Source organism: Hydrogenophaga taeniospiralis (genome assembly GCF_020510445.1).
Lineage (GTDB): Bacteria > Pseudomonadota > Gammaproteobacteria > Burkholderiales > Burkholderiaceae_C > Hydrogenophaga.
Genome location: NZ_JAHBAG010000001.1, coordinates 3,273,617 through 3,299,589 on the forward strand (window position 1 = coordinate 3,273,617; position 25,973 = coordinate 3,299,589).

General features: G+C 64.8%; 24 protein-coding genes. 7 read left to right on the forward strand and 17 right to left on the reverse strand.

From position 1 onward, the window contains the following. Positions 1-20 precede the first annotated feature (20 nt). From KIH07_RS15675 to KIH07_RS15695, 5 genes are all read right to left on the reverse strand, one after another. A complete protein-coding gene (locus KIH07_RS15675; RefSeq protein WP_226492857.1) occupies positions 21-1,280 on the reverse strand; it encodes an acyl-CoA dehydrogenase family protein in 1,260 nt (419 codons plus the stop codon). A gap of 54 nt (positions 1,281-1,334) precedes the next feature. Next, positions 1,335-2,420, reverse strand: a complete 1,086-nt coding sequence (locus KIH07_RS15680) for a phosphotransferase family protein (RefSeq protein WP_226492858.1) — start codon at positions 2,418-2,420, stop codon at positions 1,335-1,337. Positions 2,421-2,499: 79 nt separating this feature from the next. Continuing rightward, positions 2,500-3,219, reverse strand: coding sequence for a Crp/Fnr family transcriptional regulator (locus KIH07_RS15685; protein WP_226492859.1), 720 nt, complete (start codon positions 3,217-3,219; stop codon positions 2,500-2,502). A 124-nt stretch (positions 3,220-3,343) separates the two neighbouring features. Beyond that, a complete protein-coding gene (locus tag KIH07_RS15690; protein ID WP_226492860.1) occupies positions 3,344-4,123 on the reverse strand; it encodes an oxepin-CoA hydrolase, alternative type in 780 nt (259 codons plus the stop codon). A gap of 130 nt (positions 4,124-4,253) precedes the next feature. Then, complete coding sequence (locus KIH07_RS15695; RefSeq protein WP_226492861.1) at positions 4,254-5,774, reverse strand: 3-hydroxyacyl-CoA dehydrogenase; 1,521 nt, start codon at positions 5,772-5,774, stop codon at positions 4,254-4,256. Between the two features lie 190 nt (positions 5,775-5,964). Here KIH07_RS15695 and KIH07_RS15700 point away from each other — a divergent pair, with 190 nt between their 5' ends. Then, positions 5,965-7,890, forward strand: coding sequence for a hypothetical protein (locus KIH07_RS15700; protein WP_226492862.1), 1,926 nt, complete (start codon positions 5,965-5,967; stop codon positions 7,888-7,890). Positions 7,891-7,966: 76 nt separating this feature from the next. On the opposite strand, the gene KIH07_RS15705 is transcribed toward KIH07_RS15700, so the two are convergent. From KIH07_RS15705 to KIH07_RS15745, 9 genes are all read right to left on the reverse strand, one after another. Beyond that, a complete protein-coding gene (locus KIH07_RS15705; protein WP_226492863.1) occupies positions 7,967-8,974 on the reverse strand; it encodes a D-2-hydroxyacid dehydrogenase family protein in 1,008 nt (335 codons plus the stop codon). A gap of 117 nt (positions 8,975-9,091) precedes the next feature. Further along, positions 9,092-9,472 carry a hypothetical protein gene (locus tag KIH07_RS15710; protein WP_226492864.1) on the reverse strand — a complete coding sequence of 127 codons (381 nt, stop codon included), beginning with the start codon at positions 9,470-9,472 and terminating at the stop codon, positions 9,092-9,094. 135 nt (positions 9,473-9,607) lie between these two features. Further along, complete coding sequence (gene lexA / locus KIH07_RS15715) at positions 9,608-10,294, reverse strand: transcriptional repressor LexA (protein WP_226492865.1); 687 nt, start codon at positions 10,292-10,294, stop codon at positions 9,608-9,610. A 215-nt stretch (positions 10,295-10,509) separates the two neighbouring features. Then, a complete protein-coding gene (gene adk / locus KIH07_RS15720) occupies positions 10,510-11,166 on the reverse strand; it encodes an adenylate kinase (RefSeq protein WP_226492866.1) in 657 nt (218 codons plus the stop codon). A 146-nt stretch (positions 11,167-11,312) separates the two neighbouring features. After that, entirely contained in the window at positions 11,313-12,107 is a 795-nt protein-coding gene (gene kdsB / locus KIH07_RS15725; protein WP_226492867.1) for a 3-deoxy-manno-octulosonate cytidylyltransferase, read from the reverse strand. Next, entirely contained in the window at positions 12,104-12,310 is a 207-nt protein-coding gene (locus tag KIH07_RS15730) for a Trm112 family protein (protein ID WP_226492868.1), read from the reverse strand. Before KIH07_RS15730 ends, kdsB begins: the two co-directional genes overlap by 4 nt. A 38-nt stretch (positions 12,311-12,348) precedes the next feature. Next, on the reverse strand, positions 12,349-13,425 hold the full coding sequence (lpxK, locus tag KIH07_RS15735) for a tetraacyldisaccharide 4'-kinase (RefSeq protein ID WP_226492869.1): 1,077 nt from the start codon (positions 13,423-13,425) through the stop codon (positions 12,349-12,351). Between the two features lie 14 nt (positions 13,426-13,439). Further along, entirely contained in the window at positions 13,440-13,880 is a 441-nt protein-coding gene (locus tag KIH07_RS15740; RefSeq protein ID WP_226492870.1) for an ExbD/TolR family protein, read from the reverse strand. Next, positions 13,877-14,518 (reverse strand): MotA/TolQ/ExbB proton channel family protein, encoded by a 642-nt coding sequence (locus tag KIH07_RS15745; RefSeq protein ID WP_226492871.1) that lies wholly within the window; start codon positions 14,516-14,518, stop codon positions 13,877-13,879. The genes KIH07_RS15740 and KIH07_RS15745 overlap by 4 nt, the downstream gene beginning before the upstream one ends. Before the next feature lie 367 nt (positions 14,519-14,885). Here KIH07_RS15745 and xseA point away from each other — a divergent pair, with 367 nt between their 5' ends. The 3 genes from xseA to KIH07_RS15760 all read left to right on the forward strand — a co-directional run bounded on the left by xseA (position 14,886) and on the right by KIH07_RS15760 (position 19,448). Next, on the forward strand, positions 14,886-16,178 hold the full coding sequence (xseA, locus tag KIH07_RS15750; protein WP_413465752.1) for an exodeoxyribonuclease VII large subunit: 1,293 nt from the start codon (positions 14,886-14,888) through the stop codon (positions 16,176-16,178). A gap of 134 nt (positions 16,179-16,312) precedes the next feature. After that, complete coding sequence (locus KIH07_RS15755) at positions 16,313-16,894, forward strand: superoxide dismutase (protein WP_226492873.1); 582 nt, start codon at positions 16,313-16,315, stop codon at positions 16,892-16,894. Positions 16,895-17,210: 316 nt separating this feature from the next. Beyond that, positions 17,211-19,448, forward strand: a complete 2,238-nt coding sequence (locus KIH07_RS15760; protein ID WP_226492874.1) for an NADP-dependent isocitrate dehydrogenase — start codon at positions 17,211-17,213, stop codon at positions 19,446-19,448. A gap of 159 nt (positions 19,449-19,607) precedes the next feature. On the opposite strand, the gene KIH07_RS15765 is transcribed toward KIH07_RS15760, so the two are convergent. Beyond that, positions 19,608-20,063, reverse strand: a complete 456-nt coding sequence (locus KIH07_RS15765; protein WP_226492875.1) for a DUF192 domain-containing protein — start codon at positions 20,061-20,063, stop codon at positions 19,608-19,610. Between the two features lie 202 nt (positions 20,064-20,265). Here KIH07_RS15765 and icd point away from each other — a divergent pair, with 202 nt between their 5' ends. The 3 genes from icd to clpA all read left to right on the forward strand — a co-directional run bounded on the left by icd (position 20,266) and on the right by clpA (position 24,569). Continuing rightward, complete coding sequence (gene icd / locus KIH07_RS15770; RefSeq protein WP_226492876.1) at positions 20,266-21,519, forward strand: NADP-dependent isocitrate dehydrogenase; 1,254 nt, start codon at positions 20,266-20,268, stop codon at positions 21,517-21,519. A 262-nt stretch (positions 21,520-21,781) separates the two neighbouring features. Continuing rightward, a complete protein-coding gene (gene clpS, locus KIH07_RS15775; protein WP_068169315.1) occupies positions 21,782-22,138 on the forward strand; it encodes an ATP-dependent Clp protease adapter ClpS in 357 nt (118 codons plus the stop codon). 94 nt (positions 22,139-22,232) lie between these two features. Then, positions 22,233-24,569, forward strand: a complete 2,337-nt coding sequence (gene clpA / locus KIH07_RS15780; protein WP_226492877.1) for an ATP-dependent Clp protease ATP-binding subunit ClpA — start codon at positions 22,233-22,235, stop codon at positions 24,567-24,569. Positions 24,570-24,642: 73 nt separating this feature from the next. Here the strand turns inward: clpA and KIH07_RS15785 are convergent, their stop codons facing one another. Together KIH07_RS15785 and KIH07_RS15790 are read right to left on the reverse strand one after the other, a co-directional pair. Beyond that, positions 24,643-25,416, reverse strand: a complete 774-nt coding sequence (locus tag KIH07_RS15785) for an SGNH/GDSL hydrolase family protein (RefSeq protein WP_226492878.1) — start codon at positions 25,414-25,416, stop codon at positions 24,643-24,645. Between the two features lie 61 nt (positions 25,417-25,477). After that, positions 25,478-25,969 carry a DUF1499 domain-containing protein gene (locus KIH07_RS15790; protein ID WP_226492879.1) on the reverse strand — a complete coding sequence of 164 codons (492 nt, stop codon included), beginning with the start codon at positions 25,967-25,969 and terminating at the stop codon, positions 25,478-25,480. Between the last annotated feature and the right edge of the window lie 4 nt (positions 25,970-25,973).

The window sequence follows — 25,973 nt, forward strand, 5'->3', positions numbered from 1 at the left end:
TGGGACGGTGCGAGGTGGGTTCAGCAGCCGCGCGTGACCGGCATGTCCACCCCGGCCTTGATCAGGATGTGTTTGGCCAGCTCCAGCTTGGCGATCGACTGGCGGTGCACCTCGTCCGGGCCGTCGGCCAGGCGCAGGGTGCGCTGGCTGGCGTAGCTGTAGGCGAGCGGGAAATCGTCGCTCACGCCGCCGCCGCCATGCGCCTGGATGGCCATGTCGATGACGTCGCAGGCCATGTTGGGTGCCACCACCTTGATCATCGCGATCTCGGCCTTGGCCACCTTGTTGCCCACGGTGTCCATCATATAGGCCGCCTTGAGCGTGAGCAGGCGCGCCATCTCGATGCGGCAGCGCGCGTCGGCGATGCGTTCGTGCCAGACCGACTGGGTCGAGATCGGTTTGCCAAAGGCGACGCGGCTGTTGAGCCGCTTGCACATGAGTTCAAGCGCGCGTTCGGCCGCGCCGATGGAGCGCATGCAGTGGTGGATGCGGCCCGGGCCCAGGCGGCCCTGGGCGATCTCGAAGCCGCGCCCCTCGCCCAGCAACAGGTTGCGCGCCGGCACGCGCACGTTTTTCAGCACCACTTCCATGTGGCCGTGCGGAGCGTCGTCGTAGCCGAACACCGACAGCGGTCGCACCACCTCGATGCCGGGGGTGTTGGAGGGCACCACGATCATGGACTGCTGCGAATGGCGCGGTGCGTCGGGGTTGGTCTTGCCCATCACGATGTAGACGGCGCAACGCGGGTCGCCCGCGCCCGATGACCACCACTTGCGGCCGTTGATCACGTAGTCGTCGCCATCGCGCTCGATGCGGCACTGGATGTTGGTTGCGTCCGACGAAGCCACCTCGGGCTCGGTCATGAGAAAGGCCGAGCGGAACTCGCCCTTGAGCAGCGGCTCCAGCCACTCGTCCTTGATGTCTTCGCTGGCGTAACGCTCCAGCGTTTCCATGTTGCCGGTGTCGGGTGCGGAGCAGTTGAACACCTCGGCGGCAAACGGCACGCGGCCCATGATCTCGCACAGCGGCGCGTATTCCAGGTTGGACAGGCCCTCGGGCGCGCGCGGGCTGCGCGGCAGGAACAGGTTCCACAGACCCGCGGCGCGCGCCTTGGGTTTGAGCTCTTCAATGATCGTGGTGGGAATCCATGCGTTGCCGTTCGCCCGATTGGCGGCGATCTCGGCAAAGAAGCGCCCCTCGTTCGGGTAGATGTGTTCGTCCATGAACGCCAGCAGGCGTTCGCGCATGTCCTTGACCTTGTCGGTGTAATCGAAGTTCATGAGGTTCCTTGGTGGGGTGATCTGTTCGGTGCAATGAATGGAAGCGGGCTCGGCTCAGGTGCGTTGCGCAAATCGCCAGGCCATTTCGGCCAGGGGCCGCGCGCCCGCAGCAGATGAGACGGCCTGCGCGCTGGAGGCGGTGCCCATCTCGACCCGCTTGGCGATGCCTTGCAGGATGGCGGCCAGGCGGAACAGGTTGTAGGCGAGGTAGAAGTTCCAGTCGGCCTTGAGCTGCTCCGGCGTGGCAAAGCCCGTGCGCTCGCAGTAGAGCGCGATGTAGTCGTCTTCGGTGGGAATGCCCAGGGCCCGCACGTCCAGGCCGCCGATGCCCCGGAACGCCCCGGGCGGGATGTGCCACGACATGCAGTGGTAGCTGAAGTCGGCCAGCGGATGGCCCAGGGTGGAGAGCTCCCAGTCCAGCACCGCGAGCACGCGCGGCTCGGTCGGGTGGAACATCAGGTTGTCGAGCCGGTAGTCGCCGTGCACCACCGACACCAGGGACTCGTCGCGCGCCATGGCCGGCACGTTCTGCGGCAGCCACTCCATGAGCTTGTCCATCTCGGGGATCGGCTGGGTGATCGAGGCCACGTACTGTTTGCTCCAGCGGCCGATCTGGCGCTCGAAGTAGTTGCCGGGTTTGCCGTAGCCTTCCAGACCGATGGCCATCGGGTCCACCGTGTGCAGCGCGGCCAGGACCCGGTTCATCTCGTTGTAGATGGCACCGCGCTGCTCGCGGCCCATGTCGGGCAGGGATTGCTCCCACATCACGCGGCCGTCCACGCACTCCATGACATAGAAGGCGCGGCCGATCACCGATTCGTCTTCGCACAGCACGTGCATCTGCGCCACCGGCACACCCGTGCCATGCAGCGCACTCATGACGCGGAACTCGCGCTCGATCGCGTGGGCCGAGGGCAGCAGCTTGGCCACCGGGCCGGGCTTGGCGCGCATCACGTAGGCGCGTTGCGGCGTGATGAGCTTGTAGGTCGGATTGGACTGCCCGCCCTTGAACATCTCCACCGTCAGCGGCCCGGCAAAGCCGTTCAGATGGGCCGTGAGCCAGTGCTGCAGCGCCGCGACATCAAAAGCGTGTTGTCCGGACACGGCGCGTGTGCCGGTGAAGCTCTGGGTATCACTCATGCGCGGGTCTCGGTGGGGTTCGGGCACGCGCAACCCGGCGCGGAAACGAGGGACTCGGCCACGGGCCGGGCCCGGTGGTTCAGGACTCGGCTTCGGCGATGCGCATCAGCATGTCGCGGTTGCGCACCACCAGGCCACCCTGTTCGATCCGGATGGCGCCCTCGCGCTCCATCGACTTGAGTTCCTGGTTGACACGTTGGCGCGAAGCGCCCAGCAATTGCGCCAGCTCTTCCTGCGCCAGCTGCAAGCCGATGCGCATCTCGTTGCCGTCCGACAGGCAGGGCACACCGTAGCTGCGCACCAGATGCAGCAACTGCTTGGCCAGCCGCGCACGCAGGGGCAGGGTGTTGAGGTCCTCCACCAGACCGAACAGCGTGCGGATGCGCCGCGCCTGCAGCCGCATCAGGGCCTCGTACAGCTCCACGTGCATGCTGAGAATTTTCTGGAAGTCGTTGCGGGCCACGCAGAGCAGGGTGGTCGCGCCATGCGCGTAGGCATCGTGTGTGCGCTGGTCGCCGTCGAACATCGCCACGTCGCCGAACCACACGCCCGGCTCCACGTAGGTCAGCGTGATCTGCTTGCCCGAGAGCGAGGTCGAACTCACGCGCACCGCACCCTTGGCGACCGCCGTCCATTCGGTGGGCGGGTCGCCGCGGGCGACGATGAGGTCGCCATCCTTGAATCGCTTGACGTAGGCGCATCGGAGTATGTCGTGACGCAGGGAAGGTGAAAGGCTGCTGAACCAGCGACCACTGTTGATCGCCTCGCGTTCTTCCATTGTCAGAATCGGTTCGTCCATCGGCTGTCTTATGAGTGACTGGGGGTGTGCCCGATTGTCGCCACTGCGACCTGCGTGGGCATCAGGGTTTGCATGAGCCGTGTCCCGCAAGCGTCCTTGCGGTCGCCGGACGGCGGTGCCTCGCTCAGAGGTAGTTGGCGCGGCGCTTGTCGAGGAAGGCCGCGATGCCTTCACCGGCGTTCGCGTGGTGCAGGTTGCGCACGAAGTGGTCACGCTCGGCGCCGAGCTGGGCGTGCAGCGAACCGGTCATCGCCTCGTTGGCGAGCTCCTTGATGCTGGCCAGCGCGTTGGGCGCGCGTGCATTGAGCCGTTCGCACAGCGCCAGCGCGTCGCTCAGCGATTCACCCAGGGCGCTCACCTGGTTGATCACACCGAGCTGCTGCAGCCGCTCAGCGCTGATGCGCTCGCCGCCCATCAGCAGCTGCAGCGCCGTGGCGCGGGGCAGGGCGCGCATCAGGCTCCAGGTGGCTCCGCCGTCGGGCGAGAGGCCCACGTTGCTGTAGGCCATCACGAACACGCTGTTGTGCGCCGCGACCACGAGGTCGCAGGCCAGCGCCAGCGAAAAACCGGCGCCCGCGCACGAGCCTTCGACGGCCGCCACCACCGGCTTGGGAAAGGCGCGGATGGTTTCGATCCAGTTGTGCAGACCTTCGATGCTTTGCGCCTGGACCTCGGGCGGCTGCTGGCGGTTGTCCATCAGCCGCTGCAGGTTGCCTCCGGCGCAGAAGTGGTTGCCCTCGCCGGTGATGACGACGCTGCGCAGCTCCGGGTTGTTCTCGGCCACGTTGAGCGCCTCCACGCCAGCGGCGTACAGGTCCGGCCCCAGGGCGTTGCGGTGCTCGGGGTTGCTGATGGTCAGCACCATGGTCTGGCCATGGCTGTGGCTTTTGAGGCTGGCGGTCATGAGGCGTATGGCGTTTTCAGGAATCGTTGGGATGTTGCGTGACGGCATCCAGCGCACACCACGGAGCGGGCTTTGCCAAGCCGTCGGTGTGCTCCCCTGGCGGGAAGACGCGAAGCGGCGCAGGGTGGGGTTACACCTCCTCGTGCGTCAGGCTCAGGCCCAGCGCGCCGCGTCGGCGCAGCCAGGGAGACGGGCGGTAGCGGGGATCGCCATAAACCGTCTGCAGGTTGAACAGGATCTCCAGCACGTTGGTGGGGCCGATGCGGTCCCCCAGGGCCAGCGGTCCCATGGGGTAGCCCAGACCCAGTGTGACCGCCACGTCCAGGTCGGCCGGCGAGCAGATGCCCTGTTGGCACATGTCGGTGGCGATGTTGACGATGGTGGCCACCACGCGCTGCGTCACGAAGCCACCGCTGTCACGGATCACGCTCACCGCTTTGCCATCGCGGGCAAACAGGGCGTGGGCGGCATCGCGCATGTCGGGGCGGGTGGCCGGGTTGGTGGCCAGCACCCGCCGTCGCGTGGAAGCATCGTCCAGCATCATGTCGATGCCGATCGTGCGGGTGGCGTCCAGCCGCTCCACCGCAGCCAGCGTGGTCACGTCCAGCCCCAGTGGGGCCACCAGAATCAGCGCGCTGGCGGAGGGCGTCGCTGCGGTTTCGATGCTGGCACCCAGATTTTTCAGCAACTGGTAGAGCTCGGCGCGCCGAGCCGCCTTGGGTGAAACCCAGACCGGCGGCAGCGCCGATACCACGGGCGCGGGTGGCTCGGCAGGCATCTGCGCTGCGCCGTTGTCGTAGTTGTAAAAGCCCTCACCCACTTTTTTCCCGACCACCCCACCGGCCAGCCGCTGGGCCGTGATCACGCTGGGGCGGTAGCGGGGTTCTTCAAAGTACTGGTGGTAGATGGATTCCATCACCGGGTGCGACACGTCCAGCGCGGTCAGGTCCATCAGCTCAAACGGGCCGAGACGGAAACCCACCTGGTCTTTCAGGATGCGGTCGATGGTGGCGAAGTCGGCCACCTTTTCCCCAACCACACGCAGTGCCTCGGTGCCATAGCCCCGACCCGCGTGGTTCACGATAAAGCCGGGGGTGTCTTGTGCCGATACAGGGGTATGTCCGAACTGGCGTGCGTAATCCATGAGTTGCTGGCACACGACAGCGTCCGTCTTCAGGCCGGCAATGACTTCCACCACCCGCATCAGGGGAACAGGATTGAAAAAGTGAAAACCCGCCAGTTGGCCGGGCCTCTTGAGCCCTGCGCCAATCGCCGTGATCGACAGCGACGAGGTGTTGCTTGCAAGCACCGTTTTGGGCCCGACCAGATTCTCCAGATCGGCGAACAGGCGCTGCTTGATGTCGAGCTTTTCAACGATGGCCTCGACCACCAGATCGCAAGGGGCCAAGGCTTCCCAGGCATCGGCCAGGCGAACGCGGGAAATGCAGGCATCGTGCTCGGCCTGGTCCAGTTTTCCCTTGGTCAGCAGCTTTTGCCAAGTGTCCCGCAACGCGTTCAACGCGGCGTCGGCGGCACCGGCTTGGGTATCAAACAGCAGCACCTCGCTGCCCGCCTGGGCACTCATTTGAGCGATGCCACGACCCATGGCACCGGTGCCCACGACGCCGACGGTTCTGAAAACAGATTGCATATGAAAGTATTATTTGGGTCGAAATCGCGACAAGCTATGACAGAATGTTCCGACAAAGAAATGAAGGGTCTCTGACGTGCGCCAGATCTGGACAGCCTGTATTTTGCTATCAACTGCTTTGAGCAGTTCGGCGGTAACGTTGGGAAGGCACAGTGGGGCGGCCGTGATCGGGCGTCCGCTGGACGTGCGTGTGCAAGCCCTGTTGAGCCCGGGGGAGGATATCGCCGCGCTGTGCATACAGGCCGAAGTGCTGTACGGCGACGCCCGGGTTTCTGCGGGATCGGTGCGCAGCACGCCCCAGAGATCCGCTCCCGACGCCGAAGCTTCGGTGCGTATCCAGTCGAGCGAGCCGGTCACCGAACCCATTGTCACGATCCAGGTGCGGGCGGGTTGCGGTACGCCATTCACACGTCGCTACGTCTTGCTGGCCGACCTGCTCAGCGAACCGGCCCGAGGTGCGGCCGAGCCGGGCCCGTCGCAGCCCCGTGCAGCGGCACAAGCCTTGCCGTCGGCTTCTTCCGTCGCCGGAGTCCCCGTGGGGGCAGCGGCACCGGCGGTGCCTGCGAGGCGGTCGGATGCCGCCGCGAGGGCGACCGGTCCTGGCGCATCTGGCGCACGACCGGCCCGACCCCGCCTCCCCAGCGTGGTGCGTCGACCGGTGGAACCCGCGCAAGCTACCGGCCCGCGTCTGCAACTCGATCCCTTGGACCTGAGCCTGAACATCGAGCGCGATCCGGTTCTCCGACTTTCACCCTCCCTGCTCAGCGAGCCGACCGCTTCTGAGGAAGAGCGCGCCGCGGCCGGCTTGCTGTGGAAAGCCATCAATGCGTCGCCGGAGGAGATCCTGCGCGATGCCCGGAAGATGGTGGTGCTGGAGGCCGAGGCCAAGGGCCTGCGAGAGGAGGAAACCCGGAGCAAAGCGGTCATCAACGAGCTCAATGCCCGCCTGGAACAGGCCCGTTCACAGCGTTATCTGAACGGGCTGGTGTACCTGCTCGGGGCCTTGTTGTTGCTGGCCCTGCTGGCGTTGCTGATGCTGTGGCGGCGCAAAGGCCGGCAGGTCACGGATTCCGAGGCTTCCAGAGCCTGGTGGGCGCCCAGCGCCGCCAGCAAGGCCGAAAGGCGTCCGGTGGTGCGCGCGGGCGTTCCCAGGAACGAGTCCCTGGACATCGATCTGAATCTTGACCGGGAATCCTCGTTCGATGAGTACAGCCCGTTGTCCGAGGTGGGTGTTGAAAGCGTGCCGGGACTGAGGCCCAAGGACAAACGCGAGTTCGCCCCGAGTCTGATCGGTGTTTCCCGTTCGGTGGCGACCGAAGAGCTGTTCGATGTGCAGCAGCAGGCCGATTTTTTCATCTCTCTGGGCGAGGACGATCAGGCCATCCAGGTGCTGCGCCACCACCTGACTGAGAGCCAGGAGCCCAGCGCGCTGGCTTATCTGGACCTGTTCAAGCTGTACCACAAGCTCAACCGTCGCAAGGACTACGAAGGGCTGCGCGAAGAGTTCAACCGCATTTTCAACGCCGGTGCACCACCGTTTGATCAGTACACCGATGAAAGCCGTGGCCTGGAGGCGTATGAGGCCGCGTTCAGCCGTATCCAGGCGCTGTGGCCAGGTCCCAAGGTGCTGGAAGTGATCGAACAGTCGATTTTCAAAGAGCACAACGACACGGAAGCCGAGGTTTTCGATCTGGAGGCTTATCGTGAGCTGCTGTTGCTGCATGCGATTGCCAAGGAGATAAACCAGCACGAGCCGGATGCGCCTCAACCCGTCAACGATTTTCATCACACGGCCATGCAACCGCTCAAAGCAGCGGGCCGCAAGGCGCTGGCCGCGTCTGTGTTTGACCGCCAGACCGAGCCACTGGATCTGGCACCACCGATCTCACCGCGCCTGGGGCTGGATGTGGATCTGGACGAACTGGCCGAGGTGTCTGCCTTTGAGGCTTCACTGCCCGAGATCGCAGCGCCGGTGGAGCCGTCCGCTCAACCGGTGCCTGCGCCCGGTGATCCCTTGTTCAAGGCCGCCGAGGGCAATCTGATCGATTTTGAGGTTCTGGACTTCATGCCCCCCGACGGGGAGTCGCAGAACAAACCGGCCGACCAGAAGAAGTGACGTCGGAAAAAAAGAAAACGCTGGGTCAGTCCGGCGTTTTTTATGTCCGGGGGAATCCCCGGCGTTCGTCGATGCTTCAGCGGCGCACCTGCAGCGCACCCGGGTTGACGATGTTGGTCGGCGTGCCTTTGATGTAGCTGACCACGTTGTCAAACGCGGACGCGAAATAGGTTTCATAGCTCTCCTGCTCGACATAACCAATGTGTGGCGTGCAGATGCAGTTCTCCAGACGCAGCAGTGCGTGGCCCTGCAGGATCGGTTCGGACTCGAACACGTCCACGGCGGCCATGCCAGGACGGCCACGGTTCAGGGCCGCCAGCAGGGCTTCGGGTTCAAGAAGCTCGGCGCGGGAGGTGTTCACCAGCAACGAGGTTGGCTTCATGCGGGACAGGTCCTCCAGCGTGACGCTGCAGGCGTTGGTTTCACCCAGCCGCAGATGCAGCGTCAGCACGTCGGAAGACTCGAAGAGATCGATCTTGTCTTTCGCGGTTTCGTAGCCATCGGCCGAGGCCCGCTGCCTTGAGGCCTCGCTGCCCCACACGATCACCCGCATGCCAAAGGCCCGGCCGTACCCGGCCACCAGCTGGCCAATGCGGCCGTAGCTCCAGACCCCCAGGGTTTTGCCTCTGAGCACCATGCCCACCCCAAAGTTGACAGGCATGGACGACGACTTCAGGCCGGCCTGTTGCCAGGCGCCATGCTTCAGGTTGGCCACGTACTGGGGAATGCGCCGCATGGAGGCCATGATCAGGGCCCAGGTCAACTCGGCCGTGGCAAAGGGCGCGCCCACGCCCTCGGCGACGGCAATGCCCCGTTCGGTGCAGGCATTGACATCGATGTGCCCACCGACCCGACCGGTCTGCGCGATGAGCTTGAGCTTTGGCAGTTTTTCGACCAGTTGGCGGGTGATCTGGGTTCTCTCCCGGATCAACACCAGCACGTCGGCGTCGCGCAAACGGATGGACAGCTGCCCCACGCCTTTGACGGTGTTGGTGAAGACCTTGGCCGGATAGGCCTCGAGCTTTTCGGCGCAACGCAGCTTGCGGACCACGTCCTGGTAGTCATCGAGGATCACAATATTCATGGGGCTATTGTGCCCGCATGGTCATGCCTTACCGCACCGGAACATGCCCTGCGATCTGGCCCCGATCAACACAGCGAGGATGCGGCAAAGATCGGGGGCGGCGGAACCGATCTCGGCTCAGGTGGGGCGGGTCTCGGCTTGATGCTCCAGCGCGGCCAGTCGGTCGAGTTCGGCGCACACATCGCTGATGCGGCCCGAAATCACCAGGCGCGGACTGTTGCGGTCGCTGGCGGATGCGCCGTCCGAACGGAGCACTCGCACGTGACAGGCACGGTGGGCAACTGGCGGCTGAATGGCTCTGTTGCCTGTGGCCATGCGGTTGTTGGCGGCAGGGGCCGAAACATCCATGGCACGGCCCAGCCAGCCTGCGCGGGTGAAATGCCGCACCACCTGCGACATGGTGCGCGGTGTGGACGGGCGTTGTGGGGCAGCCGGCAACCAGCAGTCGATCAACTGCAACGGTGCGCGCCAGGTGTTGGTGGTGAAGCGGATTCCCATGCGAAACTCCAAAAAGGGGTTGAACACAGGCAGGATTGCGAGTGGGGCCGCCAGCGCAGGGATGTGCCGGGCCCGTAAATTTCACGAGCCCGGCCAAACGCCCGCCACCTGCTGAGGCGACATGGACCCGGTGGGTCAGATCTGGAAACTGTTGCGGATCAGGCCGACAGCCAGGCCTTCGATTTCAAAGGGTTCGCCCGGTTCGACCACGATGGTCTTGTAGTCCGGGTTTTCGGCGTGCAGCTCGATCAAATGCTGGCGCCGCATGAAGCGCTTGACGGTCACATCGTCGCCCAACCTGGCCACCACGATCTGGCCATTCTTGGCCTCTTTGGTGGCCTGCACGGCGAGCAGATCGCCGTCGATGATGCCCACGTCCCGCATGGACATGCCGCGTACCTTGAGCAGGTAGTCGGGCGTGTGCTGGAACAGGCTGCGTTCGACATGGTAGGTTTGATCGACATGTTCTTGGGCCAGGATGGGCGAGCCCGCCGCAACACGGCCAATCAGGGGCAGCATCAACTGCGACAGACTGGGTAGGGGCAGCGTCATCTGGCGCCCACGCGATTCGTTGATGGACTGGAGGTCTTCGCTGCGCAGCCGGATGCCGCGCGAGGTGCCGCTGACCAGCTCGATCACGCCTTTGCGCGCCAGTGCCTGCAGATGCTCTTCGGCCGCATTGGCCGACTTGAACCCCAGTTCGGTGGCGATCTCGGCCCGGGTGGGTGGCGCGCCGGTGCGCGCAATGGCGCTCTGGATGAGTTCCAGAATCTGTTGCTGGCGGGCCGTGAGCTTGGGCGGATAGAACGCAGACTCGATCATGGAATACCTCTTGTAGGGCGTCGGGCGCAGGCAGGAATGTGCAGCAAAAGGGGCGGAAAGCAGCTCCGGCGCGAATGGTGTCGGATGGAACTGTCTTCTTATCCAGTGGCTGTATTTTTAACCAGTTTCAAAGTCTTTGCAAGCGAGGATTGAAAAGAGAGCGGACAACAAAAAGCCCGGCGTCGGGCCGGGCTTGGGGCGGGGTGGTGTCGGACTTACGCCGACAAGGCCGCAAAGGCGCGGGTGGTGATGTCGTCCACCGAACCCATGCCGCTGATGGCGCGGTATTTGGGCGCGGCAGCGGCATCGGTTTTGGCCCAGTTGCTGTAGTAGTCCACCAGCGGGCGGGTTTGTGCGCTGTAGACCTCCAGGCGCTTCCGGACAGTTTCTTCCTTGTCGTCCTCGCGCTGGATCAGCGGCTCACCGGTCACGTCATCGAGGCCGGCCACTTTGGGCGGATTGAATTTGACGTGGTAGGTGCGGCCCGAGGCAGGGTGCGAACGGCGGCCGCTCATGCGCTCGATGATGGCGTCGAACGGCACGTCGATTTCGAGCACGTAGTCCAGTTTCACGCCGGCGGCCTTCATGGCGTCGGCTTGCGGGATGGTGCGGGGAAAACCGTCGAACAGGAACCCATTGGCGCAGTCGGGCTGGGCGATGCGTTCCTTGACCAGATTGATGATGAGATCGTCGCTCACCAGGGCGCCCGATTCCATGACGGCCTTGGCCTGTTGGCCCAGCGGCGTGCCGGCCTTGACGGCGGCGCGCAGCATGTCGCCCGTGGAGATTTGGGGAATGCCGTATTTCTGGCAGATGAAAGTGGCTTGCGTTCCTTTGCCGGCACCCGGAGCGCCCAACAGAATCAGTCTCATCACGTTCCTTTTTCAGAGTTTCAATGCGGAGGCCACGTGTCTCTCGTGGCGGCCCCCTGGGCCGGGAGCCGGGGGCGACCGGTCGAGGATAGCACGGGCATCCCGGGCCCCGGCTTACAGCCAGCGGGCCGGTTTTGAGCGTGAAATCAGCGTGCGCCGAGCAGGGCGCGGACCCGTTCCAGGTCTTGTGCGGTGTCCACGCCGGGCCCGGGCGCCATCGGGCTCAGATGCACCGCAATGCGCTCGCCGTGCCAGAGCACACGCAGCTGTTCCAGCGACTCCGTGATTTCCAGTGGTGCGGGTTCCAGCCCGGGGAATCGGCGCAGAAAGCCGGCGCGGTAACCGTAGATGCCGATGTGGCGCAACGGCGCCGGCGAGGGGAGGGTGTTGTTCAGCGCAGCCCCATCCAGCGCCGCCATGCCGTCGCGCCACCAGGCGATGGGTGCCCGGCTGAAGTACAGCGCGGTCTGGGCCCGGTCCAGCACCACTTTGACCACATTGGGATTGAGGAAGTCGGCCATGGAGTCCACAGGGTGCGCGGCGGTGCTCATGACACAGTCGGGGCGGCGCTGGAGTTCGGCCGCCACCGCGTTGATCAGCGCGGGCTCGATCAGTGGCTCGTCGCCCTGCACGTTGACCACCGTTTCATCGTCGGCCAGACCGAGCAGGGAGCAGGCTTCGGCCAGGCGGTCGCTGCCCGAAGGGTGATCGGTGCGGGTCAGCAGGACCGGGATGCCATGGGCCTCGCAGGCCTGCACGATGCGGGCATCGTCCGCGGCCACCACGCAGCGGGTGGCGTGGCTCAACCGCGCGCGCTGGGCCACGCGCACCACCATGGGCAGGCCTGCGATGTCGGCCAGGGGCTTGTCGGGCAGGCGGCTCGACGACAGCCGGGCCGGGATCAGGACGGTGAAGCCCGTGTTCTCGGCGGGGCGGCTCATGGAAGCGGTGTGGGAGCCGGTGGACGGGCCGCTTCTTCCTCGGTCAGGGTGCGGGCCACGTGTTCGAGCAGGATAGGGATGCCATCGCGCACCGGATAGGCCAGACGCGCGCTGCGTGAGAGCAGTTCCTGTTTCTCGCGGTCGTAGATCAGGGGGCCTTTGGTGACCGGGCAGACCAGCAGTTCAAGCAGTTTGGTGTCCATGCCGCGATGATAGTCGCGGCCGGCACGGGCCATGCGTCTCAGTGCCGGGTTTTCAGACGAGCCAGATGCGCATCGACGGCGGCGAAAAATGCGGGCTCGGGCGCGAGTTCCAGCGGTATCGCCCAGACATCGGCACGGACCTGAGTTGCACCGTCGGGACGCAGGGCAAACAGCTTGACCGCATCCTTCTCGGTACACACCACCGTGGTGGCCGGGGGTGTCAGCAGGGCTTCGTAGGCCGCCTGATCCGCATGATCGGGCAGCGCCACCTCACGGGTCAGCGTGAGTCCGCGTGCGCGCAGCATGTCGAAAAACACCGGGGGTCGGGCAATGCCAGCCACGGCGGTCAGGGCCTGGCCTTGAAGCGCCTCAAGGGATATCCGCTGATCGCCAGCACCCACGGCGTGGTCCGCCAAGCGGCGCACCGCATGGAACACGGGCACCCCCGCAGTCGATGGAACCCCGGTGGCGGGATGGTCTTCTCGGCGCTGAATCAGCACCAGGTCGGGGCTGAACGGTGTGCCCGGGGCGGGGGGCCAGGGCTCGCGCAACAGCCCGGCGGGCAACAGCCAGCCGTTGCCGGTGCCACGCTCGTCAAACACGGCGATGCTCAGATCGCGCGCCAGCGCCAGATGCTGCAGCCCGTCGTCACAAAGCAGCACGTTCACTTGCGGGTGCGCCGCGAGCAGCGCTTGCGCGGCGTCAACCCGGCGCCTGGCCACGAAAACCGGCACTCCGGTGGCGCGGCGGATCAGCGCGGGCTCGTCGCCGCTGTCCGCTGCGGGTGTGTCTGGCCCGACGTCGATCACCCGCTCACTGTGGCGGCCGTAGCCGCGTGAGATCACACCAGGATGCCAACCGAGTGCACGCAGGTGCTGCACCAGCGCGATGACCGTGGGGGTTTTTCCCGCGCCACCCACGACCACGTTGCCCACCACGATCACTGGGACGGGCAGACGTCCGGGCCTGAACACGCCGACGGCGTACAGCCAGCGCCGCAGGCCCATGAGCACGCGGTACAGCAACGAGAGCGGCCACAACAGCCTGGCCCGGGGGCCGCGCTCCTGCGCCGCAGCCAGCCAGCGCGCTTGCCGGTCGGCTGGCCCTGGGTTCATGGGGAGAGAGGGGCTCAGGACTTGCCGCGGGCAGCCTTGGCGCCGGAGGACTGCTGGGTGGCAAAGGTGATCTGAACCAGGCCTGCGCGCCGTGCAGCGTCCATCACGTTGATGACGGACTGATGGGTGGCCGCCGCATCGGCGCTGATGACCACCACCGCCTCGCGGTTGTCCTGGGCCGACAGCGACAGCGCGCGCGTGAGCATCTCGACCCCGTTGCCTTCGAGCAGCTGTTTGTTGATCGAGTAGCGCCCATCGTTGCTGACCGAGACGATCACTTCCTTGGGATTCTCACGCGGCGCCTGCGCGTCGGCCACCGGCAGGTTGACCTGCAGCTCGGTGAACTTGCTGTAGGTGGTGGTGAGCATCAGGAAAATGAGCACCACCAGCAGAACGTCGATGAACGGGATCAGGTTGATCTCGGGCTCGTCACGGGAACCGGGTCGAAAGTTCATTTGCGCAGGCTCAACAAATGCCGCACGAAGCGCTCGGCCGCCAGTTCCATGGCCAACAGGTATTCGTCCACGCGGGCCCGGAAATAGCGCCAGAAGATCAGCGCGGGAATGGCGATCATCAGACCGAAAGCGGTGTTGTAGAGGGCGATCGATATGCCGTGGGCGAGTTGGGCGGGGTTGCCACCACCAGGCACGGTGCCCATGCCGCCTTCACCGCCTTGCGAACCGAAGATCTCGATCATGCCGATGACCGTGCCCAGCAACCCCAGCAAAGGCGCGGCCGAAGCGATGGTGGCGAGCGCACCCAGGTAGCGCTGGAGCTTGGCGGCGGCCTGGCGGCCCGCGATCTCGAGGTTGGCGCGCAGATCGTCTTCGGTGGCCACCGGGTTGCTGTTGAAGGTGCGGAACCCGCTGGCGAGCACATGGCCCAGCACCGAGTTCTGTTCCAGCTGCTTGACCACGTCCGGGCCGGGTATGCCGTTGCGCGACACCATGATCGCTTCATCGAGCAGTTTGGGGGGGGCGATTTTGGCGGTTTTCAGGCTGATGAAGCGCTCGATGACGAGGGCCATGCCCAGCACGGAACAGAGGATCAGTGGCCAGATCGGCCAGCCGGCGGCTTGTATGATGGAAAGCAAATCAGGGCTCCAGGAAAGGCCGACGCGTTGCGGCCGAAGGGCGGTCCGGCGATTATGGCTCAGCCTCCAAAGTGGTCGGCACCAGCGCAGACCAGCGCGCCGTGGCCCAGCAGATGCCATCCCCACCATCGCGCCGCCGAGGGCCCGCCGCGATGCACAGATTCTGTGGATAACTTTGTGAAGAACCCGGTCCATCCCACCCCTCAAGCCGCACCAGGCCTCGTTCCAGACAATTCGATGACAAAACAGGCAACAGAAACTGCTTTGATTTCAAGGGCTTGGCGCTCGGGCCCGGTGGCGTGCGGTCTTTTGGGGTGCACCCCAAGAAATCACGCGGATTGTGGACACATTTGGTCTGGAGAGCCCTGTGTCTGAGCCATTTTTCGATTCCGATGCAGTGTCGGCGCGCCGTGTCTGGGCGGTTGGGCCGCTCATGCGCGCCATTGCTGACACTTTGTCCGCGCGCTTCAATCCGGTGGCGGTGCGTGGCGAGATTTCGGGCTTCTCGCGTGCGGCCAGCGGGCATTGTTACTTCTCGCTCAAGGACGACACCGGGCAGGTGCGCTGCGCCCTGTTTCGCCGCTCGGCCGAACAACTGAGCTTTGCCCCGCGCGACGGGCAGGTGGTGGAGGCCCAGGGAAAACTTGACGTGTACGGTCCGCGCGGCGACCTGCAACTGATCGTGGACAGTCTCAAACCGGCCGGCCAGGGGGCGCTGTTCGAGGAATTCCTGCGCCTCAAGGCGCGGCTTGAGGCCGAGGGGCTGTTTGATGCGGCCCGGAAACGGGTGCTGCCACCCCAGCCGCGCAGCATCGGCGTGGTCACATCGCTGGGGGCGGCGGCGTTGCGCGACGTCATCACCGCGCTGCGTCGGCGGGTTCCGCACCTGCCCGTGGTGGTGTACCCCGCAGCGGTGCAGGGCGCACAGGCACCGGCCGAACTGTGTGCGGCGCTGCAGACCGCCTACCGTCGCCACGAGGAAACGGGTGAAAGCGCCGTGCTGCTGCTGGTGCGGGGTGGCGGTTCGCTGGAAGACCTGTGGTCGTTCAATGACGAAACGCTGGTGCGCACCGTGGCACGGGCCCCCATGCCCGTGGTGTGTGGGGTGGGCCACGAAACCGATTTCACCCTGGCCGACTTCGTGGCCGACCTGCGCGCGCCCACACCCACGGCCGCGGCCGAGCTGTGTGCCCCCGCACGCGAGGCGCGCCTGGGCGAACTGGTCTATCTGAGCGAACGTCTGGCCGAGGCCGCCTACGGCGCCATCGACCAGCGCGCGCAGCGACTGGATCGGCTCGGCCAGCGTCTGGGCAGGCCTTCGGGTCGGCTGCACGAGAGCCGTCAGCGGCTCATGGGTCTGCAGCACCGGCTGCAGAGCGGGCTGTTGCTGGCCGCACAGCGTCAGCAGAGCCGGCTGCTGTCTCTGCAAACCGCCTTGCCGCAGGCCTTGCGGCGCGCGCAGGATCAGCACAGCGGGCGCCTGCAGCGTCTGGAAGCCGCCCTCGGTCTGCTCGATCCACGTCTGGTGCTGGAGCGGGGCTACGCGTTCCTGACCGACGCGCAGGGCCAGGCCTTGACCCGCGCGGCGCAGGCCCGGGCGGGGCAGGCGCTGCGGGCCACGCTAGCCGACGGCGAACTGGGCCTGACGGTGGATTCCTGAGGGTGTGAACCCAAGAAACCCTGATATCTGCTGTCCCTTTGTGCGTGCCTACAATTCGCGATCGTCTTGCTGGAGGGCTTCGCGTCCGGCCCAGCTTTCTTTCCCCACAACAAACCCACCTACGAGGAACCTCCATGGAACACACCTTGCCCGCACTGCCCTATGGCCTGGACGATCTGGCGCCCCACTACAGCCGCGAAACGCTGGAGTTCCACCATGGCAAGCACCACAACGCCTATGTGGTGAACCTGAACAACCTGCAAAAGGGCACCGAATTCGAGGCCATGGACCTGGAGTCCATCATCAAGAAGTCCAGCGGCGGCGTGTACAACAACGCCGCCCAGATCTGGAACCACACCTTCTTCTGGAACTGCATGAAGCCCAACGGCGGCGGCGAGCCTTCCGGTGCGCTGGCTGCGGCCATCAATGCCAAATGGGGCAGCTACGCTGCCTTCAAGGAAGCGTTCGTCAAGAGCGCCGTGGGCAACTTCGGTTCCGGCTGGACCTGGCTGGTGAAGAAGGCCGACGGTTCGGTCGACATCGTCAACATGGGCGCTGCCGGTACCCCGCTGACCACCGGCGACAAGGCCCTGCTGACCGTGGACGTGTGGGAACACGCCTACTACATCGACTACCGCAACCTGCGTCCCAAGTTCGTCGAAACCTATCTCGACAAGCTGGTGAACTGGTCGTTCGCTGAAGCCAACTTCGCCTGAAGTCGTTTTTTGCGCTGACAGAAAAAAGGCTCGGAGGCCATGCCTTCGGGCCTTTTTTGTTGCCGGTGGGTGCGGCGTGGCGGGCGGCCAGACCGGCGCGAAAAGGGACCCCGATCTCCTGGATCGAGAGGTCGTTATCGTCGATTCGAGAAAAAAAAGTTGGTCACACGGACTCAATAATTCGCATTGTGAGATGGCGGTTCAAAAAGCGGGGTCTGGGTCAGTGCACTGAAAGCAAAATTGCGGACTATCCGCCGATTCGGCTGGCCTGCCACGCGAGCCAGCGGGATGCCTACAACGATATCTGGAGAAAACCGTGAGCAACCAGCAACCCACCATCATCTACACGCTGACCGACGAAGCGCCGCTGTTGGCCACCAGTGCCTTCTTGCCCATCATCCGGGCGTTCACCGCACCCGCTGGCGTCAACGTGGTGCCCAGCGACATCTCGGTGGCGGCGCGCATTCTGGCCACGTTCCCCGAATGCCTGACCGAAGCGCAACGCGTGCCCGATGCGCTGGCCGAGCTGGGCAAGCTGACGCATCGGCCCGAAGCCAACATCATCAAATTGCCCAACATCAGCGCCTCGGTGGGGCAATTGGTCAGTGCCATCAAGGAACTGCAATCCAAGGGTTACGCGCTGCCCGACTATCCCGAGTCGGCCAAGACGCCCGAAGAAGAGGCCATCCGCGCCCGCTACGCCAAGTGCATCGGCAGCGCCGTCAACCCCGTGCTGCGCGAAGGCAACTCGGACCGCCGTGCGCCCAAGGCCGTGAAGGAATACGCCCGCAAGAACCCGCACAGCATGGCCGAATGGAGCCAGGCCTCGCGCTCGCACGTCTCGCACATGCACGCCGGCGACTTCTACCACGGCGAAAAGTCGATCACGCTGGACCGCGCGCGCGACGTGAAGATGGAGCTGATCACGAACAGCGGCAAGACCATCGTGCTCAAACCCAAGGTTTCGCTGCTCGACCGCGAGGTGATCGACAGCATGTTCATGAGCAAGAAGGCGCTGGAAGCGTTCTACGAGAAAGAGATCGAGGACGCCCACAAGACCGGCGTCATGTTCTCGCTGCACGTGAAAGCCACCATGATGAAGGTGTCCCACCCCATCGTGTTCGGCCACTGCGTGAAGATTTTCTACAAGGACGCTTTCGCCAAGCATGGCGCCTTGTTCGACGAACTGGGCGTGAACGTCAACAACGGCATGGCCAACTTGTACGACAAGATCGCCACGCTGCCACAGAGCAAGCAGGACGAGATCAAGCGCGATCTGCACGCCTGCCACGAAGGCCGCCCCGAACTGGCCATGGTGGACTCGGCCAAGGGCATCACCAACTTCCACTCGCCCAACGACATCATCGTGGACGCGTCCATGCCCGCCATGATCCGCAACGGCGGCAAGATGTGGGGCGCCGACGGCCGCCTGAAGGACGTGAAGGCGGTCATGCCCGAGTCGACCTTCGCCCGCATCTACCAGGAGATCATCAACTTCTGCAAATGGCATGGCGCCTTTGACCCCAAGACCATGGGCACCGTGCCCAACGTGGGCCTGATGGCCCAGCAGGCCGAAGAGTACGGCTCACACGACAAGACCTTCGAGATCCCCGAAGATGGCGTGGCCAACATCACCGATCTGGCCACGGGCGAGGTGCTGCTGAGCCAGAACGTGGAAGCCGGTGATATCTGGCGCATGTGCCAGGTCAAGGACGCCGCCATCCGCGACTGGGTCAAGCTGGCCGTGACCCGGGCGCGCAATTCCGGCATGCCCGTGGTGTTCTGGCTGGACCAGTACCGTCCGCACGAGGCCCAGCTGATCACCAAGGTCAAGATGTACCTGCACGAGCACAACACCACCGGTCTGGACATCCAGATCATGAGCCAGGTGCGTGCCATGCGCTACACCCTGGAGCGTGTGGTGCGCGGTCTGGACACCATCAGCGCCACCGGCAACATCCTGCGCGACTACCTGACCGACCTGTTCCCCATCATGGAGCTGGGCACCTCGGCCAAGATGCTGTCCGTGGTGCCGTTGATGGCCGGCGGTGGCATGTACGAAACCGGCGCTGGTGGCTCGGCCCCCAAACACGTGCAGCAGCTGGTGGAGGAAAACCACCTGCGCTGGGATTCGCTCGGTGAATTCCTGGCGCTGGCGGTCTCGCTGGAAGACCTGGGCATCAAAACCGGCAACAACCAGGCCAAGATTCTGGCGAAGACGCTGGATGCGGCCACCGGCAAGCTGCTGGACAACAACAAGAACCCGTCGCCCAAGACCGGTCAGTTGGACAACCGCGGCAGCCAGTTCTACCTGGCCATGTACTGGGCCCAGGAACTGGCCGCGCAGTCCGAAGATGCGGCGCTGGCCGCTCATTTCGCACCGCTGGCCCAACGACTGACGGCGAACGAACAGACCATCGTGGCCGAGCTGGCGGCGGTACAGGGCAAGCCGGTGGACATCGGCGGGTACTACAAGCCCGACTTTGACAAGCTGGCCGCCGTGATGCGTCCGAGCCCCACGCTCAACGCGGCGCTGGAAACCGTTTCCGCTTGAGGCACTGAAGGCCGCTCTACCGTTCAGGTGGACGCGCCTTCATCGACGGCGTCTGATCTCAAAGGCGACCCGGACAGCAAGGGCTGTGCGGGTCGCCTTTGTCGTTCACGGGTGTCGGGGCCGGGGTGCGGCCGACCGACGGCAGGGCTCCGGCTCTGGCTATTTGCTGCGCTCAAAGGGCGCACCACCCAGCCTGGAGCCCGACTTGAGCCCGCGTTTGGCGAACCAGCCCTTGTTCATTTCCAGCACATAGCGCACCGGCTGGGCCGAGCAGTGCGAGTCCAGCGTCTGCGGCTTCATGTCCGCCAGGTTGACGATGGTGCCGTCGTCGGCCACGAAGGCGGCGGTCAGCGGCAGCAGCGTGTTTTTCATCCAGAAGCATTGGCCCGCGGGCTGTTCAAAGACGAACAGCATGCCCTCGTTCGCCGGCATCTCCTGCCGGAACATCAGCCCGATGGTGCGCTGCTCCGGCGTGGCCGCCACCTGGGCGTTGATCAGGTGCATGCCCGCCGAGAGTGTCACGCGTGGCAATTGGAGCTGGGGAGCGTCCTGCGACCATGCCGGGAGTGTGAAAACGGCCAGCAGGCAGGACAGTAGGGCGAGCAGTCGGTTCATGAAGCAAGTGCGGTGGTCATGGGCAGCGCACATTGTCCGCCATTCGCCGTGGTAGGGCTGTGCTGGCTGGGCCCCAAGGGGGCGCCTGGCCTGGGCGGAACAATCGGAACTAGAATTTGCGAGCACGATCCCGTGCGGCCGCCGGACCACGTCAACATGGGCCGACGCCTCACCCCACAGCCTCTCACGGAGACCCGTCCCCATGTACCAGCACATCACCATCCCTGCCCAAGGCGAGAAGATCACCGTCAACGCCGACATGTCGCTCAATGTGCCTGACCAGCCCATCGTGCCGTACATCGAAGGCGACGGCACGGGCCTGGACATCACCCCGGTGATGCTCAAGGTGGTGGATGCGGCCGTGGCCAAGGCCTATGGCGGCCAGCGCAAGATCCACTGGATGGAGGTGTATGCCGGGGAGAAGTCGACCAAGGTCTACGGCCCCGACGTGTGGCTGCCCGAAGAAACCCTGGCCGCGCTGCGCGAGTACGTGGTCTCCATCAAAGGCCCGCTGACCACCCCCGTGGGCGGTGGCATCCGTTCGCTGAACGTGGCACTGCGCCAGGAACTCGATCTCTACGTCTGCCTGCGCCCGGTGCAGTACTTCAAGGGCGTTCCTTCGCCGGTGAAAGAGCCCGAGAAAACCAACATGGTAATCTTCCGCGAGAACTCGGAAGACATCTACGCCGGCATCGAATACGAGGCCGAGTCCGACAAGGCCAAGAAGCTCATCAAGTTCCTGATGGAAGAGATGGGCGTGACCAAGATCCGTTTCCCGAACACCTCGGGCATCGGCATCAAACCGGTGTCGCGCGAAGGCACCGAGCGCCTGGTGCGCAAGGCCATCCAGTACGCGATCGACAACGACAAGCCCAGCGTGACCATCGTGCACAAGGGCAACATCATGAAGTACACCGAAGGCGGCTTCCGGGACTGGTCGTATGCCCTGGCCCAGAGGGAGTTTGGCGCCGAACTGATCGACGGTGGCCCGTGGTGCAGGTTCAAGAACCCGAAGACCGGCAAGGACATCGTGATCAAGGACAGCATTGCCGACGCCTTCCTGCAGCAGATTCTGCTGCGCCCGGCCGAGTATTCGGTGGTGGCCACGCTGAACCTGAACGGGGACTACATCTCCGACGCCCTGGCTGCGCAGGTTGGCGGCATCGGCATCGCCCCGGGCGCCAACCTGTCCGACTCCGTGGCCTGTTTTGAGGCCACCCACGGCACGGCGCCGAAGTACGCCGGCAAGGACTACGTGAACCCGGGTTCCGAAATCCTTTCCGCCGAAATGATGCTGCGGCACATGGGCTGGAAAGAAGCCGCCGATCTGATCATCAGCTCGATCGAGAAGTCCATCGCGAGCAAGAAGGTGACCTATGACTTCGCCCGCCTGATGGATGGCGCCACCCAGGTCAGCTGCTCCGGGTTTGGTCAGGTCATGATCGACAACATGTAACACGGCGCCGCCCCCCGCCGGACCCGGTTGCCGGGCGGCTCGTCAGGGCGGTGGAAGATCACGAAAAACCGCCAGGAAGCCGGCTTCCTCGGCGGTTTCCTTTTGGGCGGTCGGCTCACAATGGGGGCATGCCCAACAGCACCCTCCAGCGCCAGCCAGGCGCCCCCATGCCGGGCCCCTTGGCGGGGGCGGCGAGCGGGCACGGGGATTTCATTTGCCTTCGGATCACAGGGGAAGGGTGTGCACCGCTAGAATCAATTTCATGGCCACCCAGAACCCCAGAAAACCACCCAATCCCGTTGCCCCGCCCAGTGTGGGCAGCGATGATTCCGTGGTGCTCGAGCGCCGCACCCAGCGTGTCAAACCGCCCCAGATGTTCCAGGTGGTGCTGCTCAATGACGACTTCACGCCCATGGAGTTTGTTGTCCACGTCATCCAGGAGTTCTTCAGCAAGGACCGCGAAACCGCGACCCAGATCATGCTCAAGATCCATCTGGAGGGCAAAGGCATCTGCGGCGTGTACACCCGGGACGTGGCCAGCACCAAGGTCGACCAAGTGCTGCAGGCCGCCCGCTCGGCCGGCCACCCGCTGCAGTGCTTGAGTGAACCGGTTGAATAAATAACAACACGCCCCACCTGATGGTCTCCTTCCGCGTAATCTCTAACCCTGAAATCCGCGTTTCCTATCACCCACAGCCCTAAAGGAAGTGACCATGATTGCCCAGGAACTTGAAGTCAGCTTGCACATGGCCTTCGTCGAGGCTCGGCAACAGCGACACGAATTCATCACCGTCGAGCACCTGCTGCTCGCGTTGCTCGACAACCCCAGCGCGGCCGAGGTGCTTCGCGCCTGCTCGGCCAACGTCGACGACTTGCGCAAGTCGCTGGCCAATTTCATCAAGGACAACACCCCGCAGGTGGCCGGCACCGACGAGGTGGACACCCAGCCCACGCTCGGTTTCCAGCGCGTGATTCAGCGCGCCATCATGCACGTGCAGTCCACCGGCAACGGCAAGAAGGAAGTCACGGGCGCCAATGTGCTGGTCGCCATCTTTGGCGAAAAGGATTCTCACGCCGTCTACTACCTGCACCAGCAGGGCGTGACGCGCCTGGACGTGGTCAACTTCATCGCTCACGGCATCCGCAAGAGCGATCCGCCCGAGCCCACCAAGTCGGGCGAGAGCGCGGCCGAGAACGAAGAAGCCGGTGAAGCCAAGAGCAACGAAAAGGCCTCGCCGCTGGAGCAGTTCACCCAGAACCTCAACCAGTTGGCGAAAGACGGCAAGATCGATCCGCTGATCGGCCGCGAGTACGAGGTCGAGCGTGTGATCCAGATCCTGTGCCGCCGCCGCAAGAACAACCCGCTGCTGGTGGGCGAGGCCGGTGTGGGCAAGACCGCGATCGCCGAGGGGCTGGCCTGGCGCATCACCCAGGGGGACGTGCCCGAAATCCTGGCTGAGTCCAACGTGTATTCGCTCGACATGGGCGCGTTGCTGGCCGGCACCAAGTACCGGGGCGACTTCGAGCAGCGCCTGAAGGGCGTTCTCAAGTCGCTCAAGGACAAGCCCAACGCGATTCTGTTCATCGACGAAATCCACACCCTGATCGGGGCCGGTGCGGCCTCGGGCGGCACGCTGGACGCGTCCAACCTGCTCAAGCCGGCGCTCTCCAGCGGGCAGATGAAGTGCATCGGTGCGACCACCTTCACCGAGTACCGCGGCATCTTCGAAAAAGACGCCGCGCTCTCGCGCCGCTTCCAGAAGGTGGACGTGGTCGAACCGACCGTGGAACAGACGGTGGACATCCTCAAGGGCCTCAAGAGCCGCTTCGAGGAACACCACAACGTCAAGTACGCTCTGGCGGCGCTGCAGGCGGCGGCCGAGCTGAGCGCCAAGTACATCAACGACCGCCACCTGCCCGACAAGGCGATCGACGTGATCGACGAGGCGGGCGCGGCGCAGCGCATCCTGCCGGCGTCCAAGCGCAAGAAAACCATCAGCAAGGCCGAGGTCGAAGAGATCGTGGCCAAGATCGCGCGCATCCCGCCGGCCAACGTGTCCAACGACGACCGCGGCAAGCTCCAGACGCTGGAGCGCGATCTCAAGAGCGTGGTGTTTGGCCAGGACAAGGCACTGGAGGTGCTGGCATCCTCGGTCAAGATGGCGCGTTCGGGCCTGGGCAAGAGCGACAAGCCGATTGGCGCCTTCCTGTTCAGCGGCCCCACCGGCGTTGGCAAGACCGAAGCGGCCAAGCAACTGGCCTACATCATGGGCATCGACCTGATCCGCTTCGACATGTCCGAGTACATGGAGCGCCATGCCGTGAGCCGCCTGATCGGTGCGCCTCCCGGCTATGTGGGCTTTGACCAGGGCGGTCTGCTGACCGAAGCCATCACCAAGAAGCCGCACTGCGTGCTGCTGCTCGACGAAATCGAAAAGGCGCACCCGGACATCTTCAACGTGCTGCTGCAGGTGATGGACCACGGCACGCTGACCGACAACAACGGGCGCAAGGCCGACTTCCGCAACGTGATCGTCATCATGACGACCAATGCGGGCGCTGAGACCATGAACAAGGCCACGATCGGGTTCACCAACCCGCGCGAAGCCGGCGACGAGATGGCCGACATCAAGCGCCTGTTCACGCCGGAGTTCCGCAACCGTCTGGACGCCATCGTGGGCTTCAAGGCGCTGGACGAGAACGTCATCATGCGCGTGGTGGACAAGTTCCTGCTGCAGCTGGAAGGCCAGCTGACCGAGAAGAAGGTGGAAGTCACCTTCACCGATGCGCTGCGCAAGCACCTCGCCAAGAAGGGCTTCGACCCGCTGATGGGTGCGCGTCCGATGCAGCGGCTGATTCAGGACACGATCCGTCGTGCCCTGGCCGACGAACTGCTGTTCGGCCGCCTGACCGAAGGTGGGCGGCTCACGGTGGACCTGGAAACCAAGACCGACGAAGCCGGCAAGGAGACCCAGGAGGTCAAGCTCGACATCCAGCCGCTGCCGAAGAAAGAAGGCAAGGCCAAGCCGGAGGAAGCCACAGCGGGTTGATGCCGGGCGCCCTGGCGTACACAAAAAAGAAGGCCCGGATGTCCGGGCCTTCTTTTTTCGGGCTATCGATGGGTCAATGCGTCCGCCACGCCAGCACGGTGTCGGCCCACTTGTTGCCGAGTTTGGCCTCACCGGTGGCGTTCGGGTGCACACCGTCGTAGTTGTCTGCGACCGAATAACCCGCCGCCTGGTTCACCACGGCGATGGGTGAAAGCGCGGTGTTGCGCGACGCCGCCAACGCATCGATGCCCCGGTTCAGGGCGGCAGTTCCCGCCGTGTCGGGGGCGGCGGGAATGATCTTGGCCAGCACGATGTGGGTGTCGGCCTTGCCGGCCCGGATGGCGTCGATCACGCCTCCCAACTCTCCGATGATGCCGGCGGCGCTTTGGCCGTCGAGCACGTCGTTGGTGCCCAGGTGGAGCAACACCACGTCGGGGCGGGCGCTGCCGACCTTGCCCGACACCAGGGGCGCGAGTTCCTGGGCCCGGTAGTCCCAGTAGCCTTCGTGGTCCTGATCGAAATCCGGATTGGGGGCGCTGGTTTGTGGGCTGTCACGGTAGCCGCTGGAGACGCCAGAGCGGCTGCCCACCAGATCCACCGAACAGCCCGCGGCGTTCAGGCGCTGCCAGAGCACCCGGCGGTAACTGTTGTGCCCGGCCTCGGCCTGGGTGATCGAGTCACCCAGGGGCATGATGCGCAGCGGGCCGCCTTCGCCGCCACAGCTCGCGACCCTGAGCGCCGACGTGCCGTCACCCGAGCCGTCGTCGGAGTCGCCGCCGCCGCAGGCGCTGAGCACCGCGGTCAGCACCAGCATGGCGGCACGGGAGGGGGCATTTTTTCGAGGCATGAAGCTTCCAGAAAGGTGGGTTGATCGGGCCCCCCGATGGGGCATCGGCTTCGCCAGGGGTTCATTGACGCAGATAGGCCGCGCGGATGTTTTCGATGCGCCGACGGTTCAGGCCGGTGTCCTCGCGACCCAGGCGGCTTGCGCTGCGCACTTCGATCACGCTCCGCGCCGGGTTGAACCAGAACTCAAGGTCGTCCACGAACCTGAGCCAGCGCGTCTGGGCCTGTGCGTAGAGGTAATCTGGCCGCTGCTCGACCAGCGTGATGCCGGGTTGGGTTTGCAGCACGGCGGCCAGCGTGCGCAGCGAGGCCGTGGCGTCGCCATGCTTGAGGGGCAGGGGCTGTATGAGCGCGTGGGCCCGCTGCGGGTGGTCCGGATACAGATCGGCCTGGCTGGAGACGCTGTTGCGCGTGAGGGACGGCGGCTTCAGGCGCCCTTGCTTCACACCGAGATCGGACGGCGGACGGCCGCTGAACCAGCCGAACTGGACCCCGACCAGCACCAGAACGGCCAAGGCGAGCAGGCCGGACAGCAGAGCCTTCAACAGATGCACGCGG

Bases quoted from the DNA above. Each gene is read 5' to 3' on its own strand.
- KIH07_RS15680 (WP_226492858.1), bottom strand. From the start codon at position 2,420: ATGAGTGATACCCAGAGCTTCACCGGCACACGCGCCGTGTCCGGACAA.
- KIH07_RS15765 (WP_226492875.1), bottom strand. From the start codon at position 20,063: ATGAACCGACTGCTCGCCCTACTGTCCTGCCTGCTGGCCGTTTTCACA.
- KIH07_RS15690 (WP_226492860.1), bottom strand. From the start codon at position 4,123: ATGACCGCCAGCCTCAAAAGCCACAGCCATGGCCAGACCATGGTGCTG.
- lexA (WP_226492865.1), bottom strand. From the start codon at position 10,294: ATGATCGAGTCTGCGTTCTATCCGCCCAAGCTCACGGCCCGCCAGCAA.
- KIH07_RS15685 (WP_226492859.1), bottom strand. From the start codon at position 3,219: ATGGACGAACCGATTCTGACAATGGAAGAACGCGAGGCGATCAACAGT.
- lpxK (WP_226492869.1), bottom strand. From the start codon at position 13,425: ATGAACCCAGGGCCAGCCGACCGGCAAGCGCGCTGGCTGGCTGCGGCG.
- KIH07_RS15740 (WP_226492870.1), bottom strand. From the start codon at position 13,880: ATGAACTTTCGACCCGGTTCCCGTGACGAGCCCGAGATCAACCTGATC.
- adk (WP_226492866.1), bottom strand. From the start codon at position 11,166: ATGAGACTGATTCTGTTGGGCGCTCCGGGTGCCGGCAAAGGAACGCAA.
- clpS (WP_068169315.1), top strand. From the start codon at position 21,782: ATGGCCACCCAGAACCCCAGAAAACCACCCAATCCCGTTGCCCCGCCC.
- KIH07_RS15705 (WP_226492863.1), bottom strand. From the start codon at position 8,974: ATGAATATTGTGATCCTCGATGACTACCAGGACGTGGTCCGCAAGCTG.
- KIH07_RS15675 (WP_226492857.1), bottom strand. From the start codon at position 1,280: ATGAACTTCGATTACACCGACAAGGTCAAGGACATGCGCGAACGCCTG.
- kdsB (WP_226492867.1), bottom strand. From the start codon at position 12,107: ATGAGCCGCCCCGCCGAGAACACGGGCTTCACCGTCCTGATCCCGGCC.
- KIH07_RS15730 (WP_226492868.1), bottom strand. From the start codon at position 12,310: ATGGACACCAAACTGCTTGAACTGCTGGTCTGCCCGGTCACCAAAGGC.
- clpA (WP_226492877.1), top strand. From the start codon at position 22,233: ATGATTGCCCAGGAACTTGAAGTCAGCTTGCACATGGCCTTCGTCGAG.
- KIH07_RS15785 (WP_226492878.1), bottom strand. From the start codon at position 25,416: ATGCCTCGAAAAAATGCCCCCTCCCGTGCCGCCATGCTGGTGCTGACC.
- KIH07_RS15710 (WP_226492864.1), bottom strand. From the start codon at position 9,472: ATGGGAATCCGCTTCACCACCAACACCTGGCGCGCACCGTTGCAGTTG.
- icd (WP_226492876.1), top strand. From the start codon at position 20,266: ATGTACCAGCACATCACCATCCCTGCCCAAGGCGAGAAGATCACCGTC.
- KIH07_RS15755 (WP_226492873.1), top strand. From the start codon at position 16,313: ATGGAACACACCTTGCCCGCACTGCCCTATGGCCTGGACGATCTGGCG.
- KIH07_RS15695 (WP_226492861.1), bottom strand. From the start codon at position 5,774: ATGCAATCTGTTTTCAGAACCGTCGGCGTCGTGGGCACCGGTGCCATG.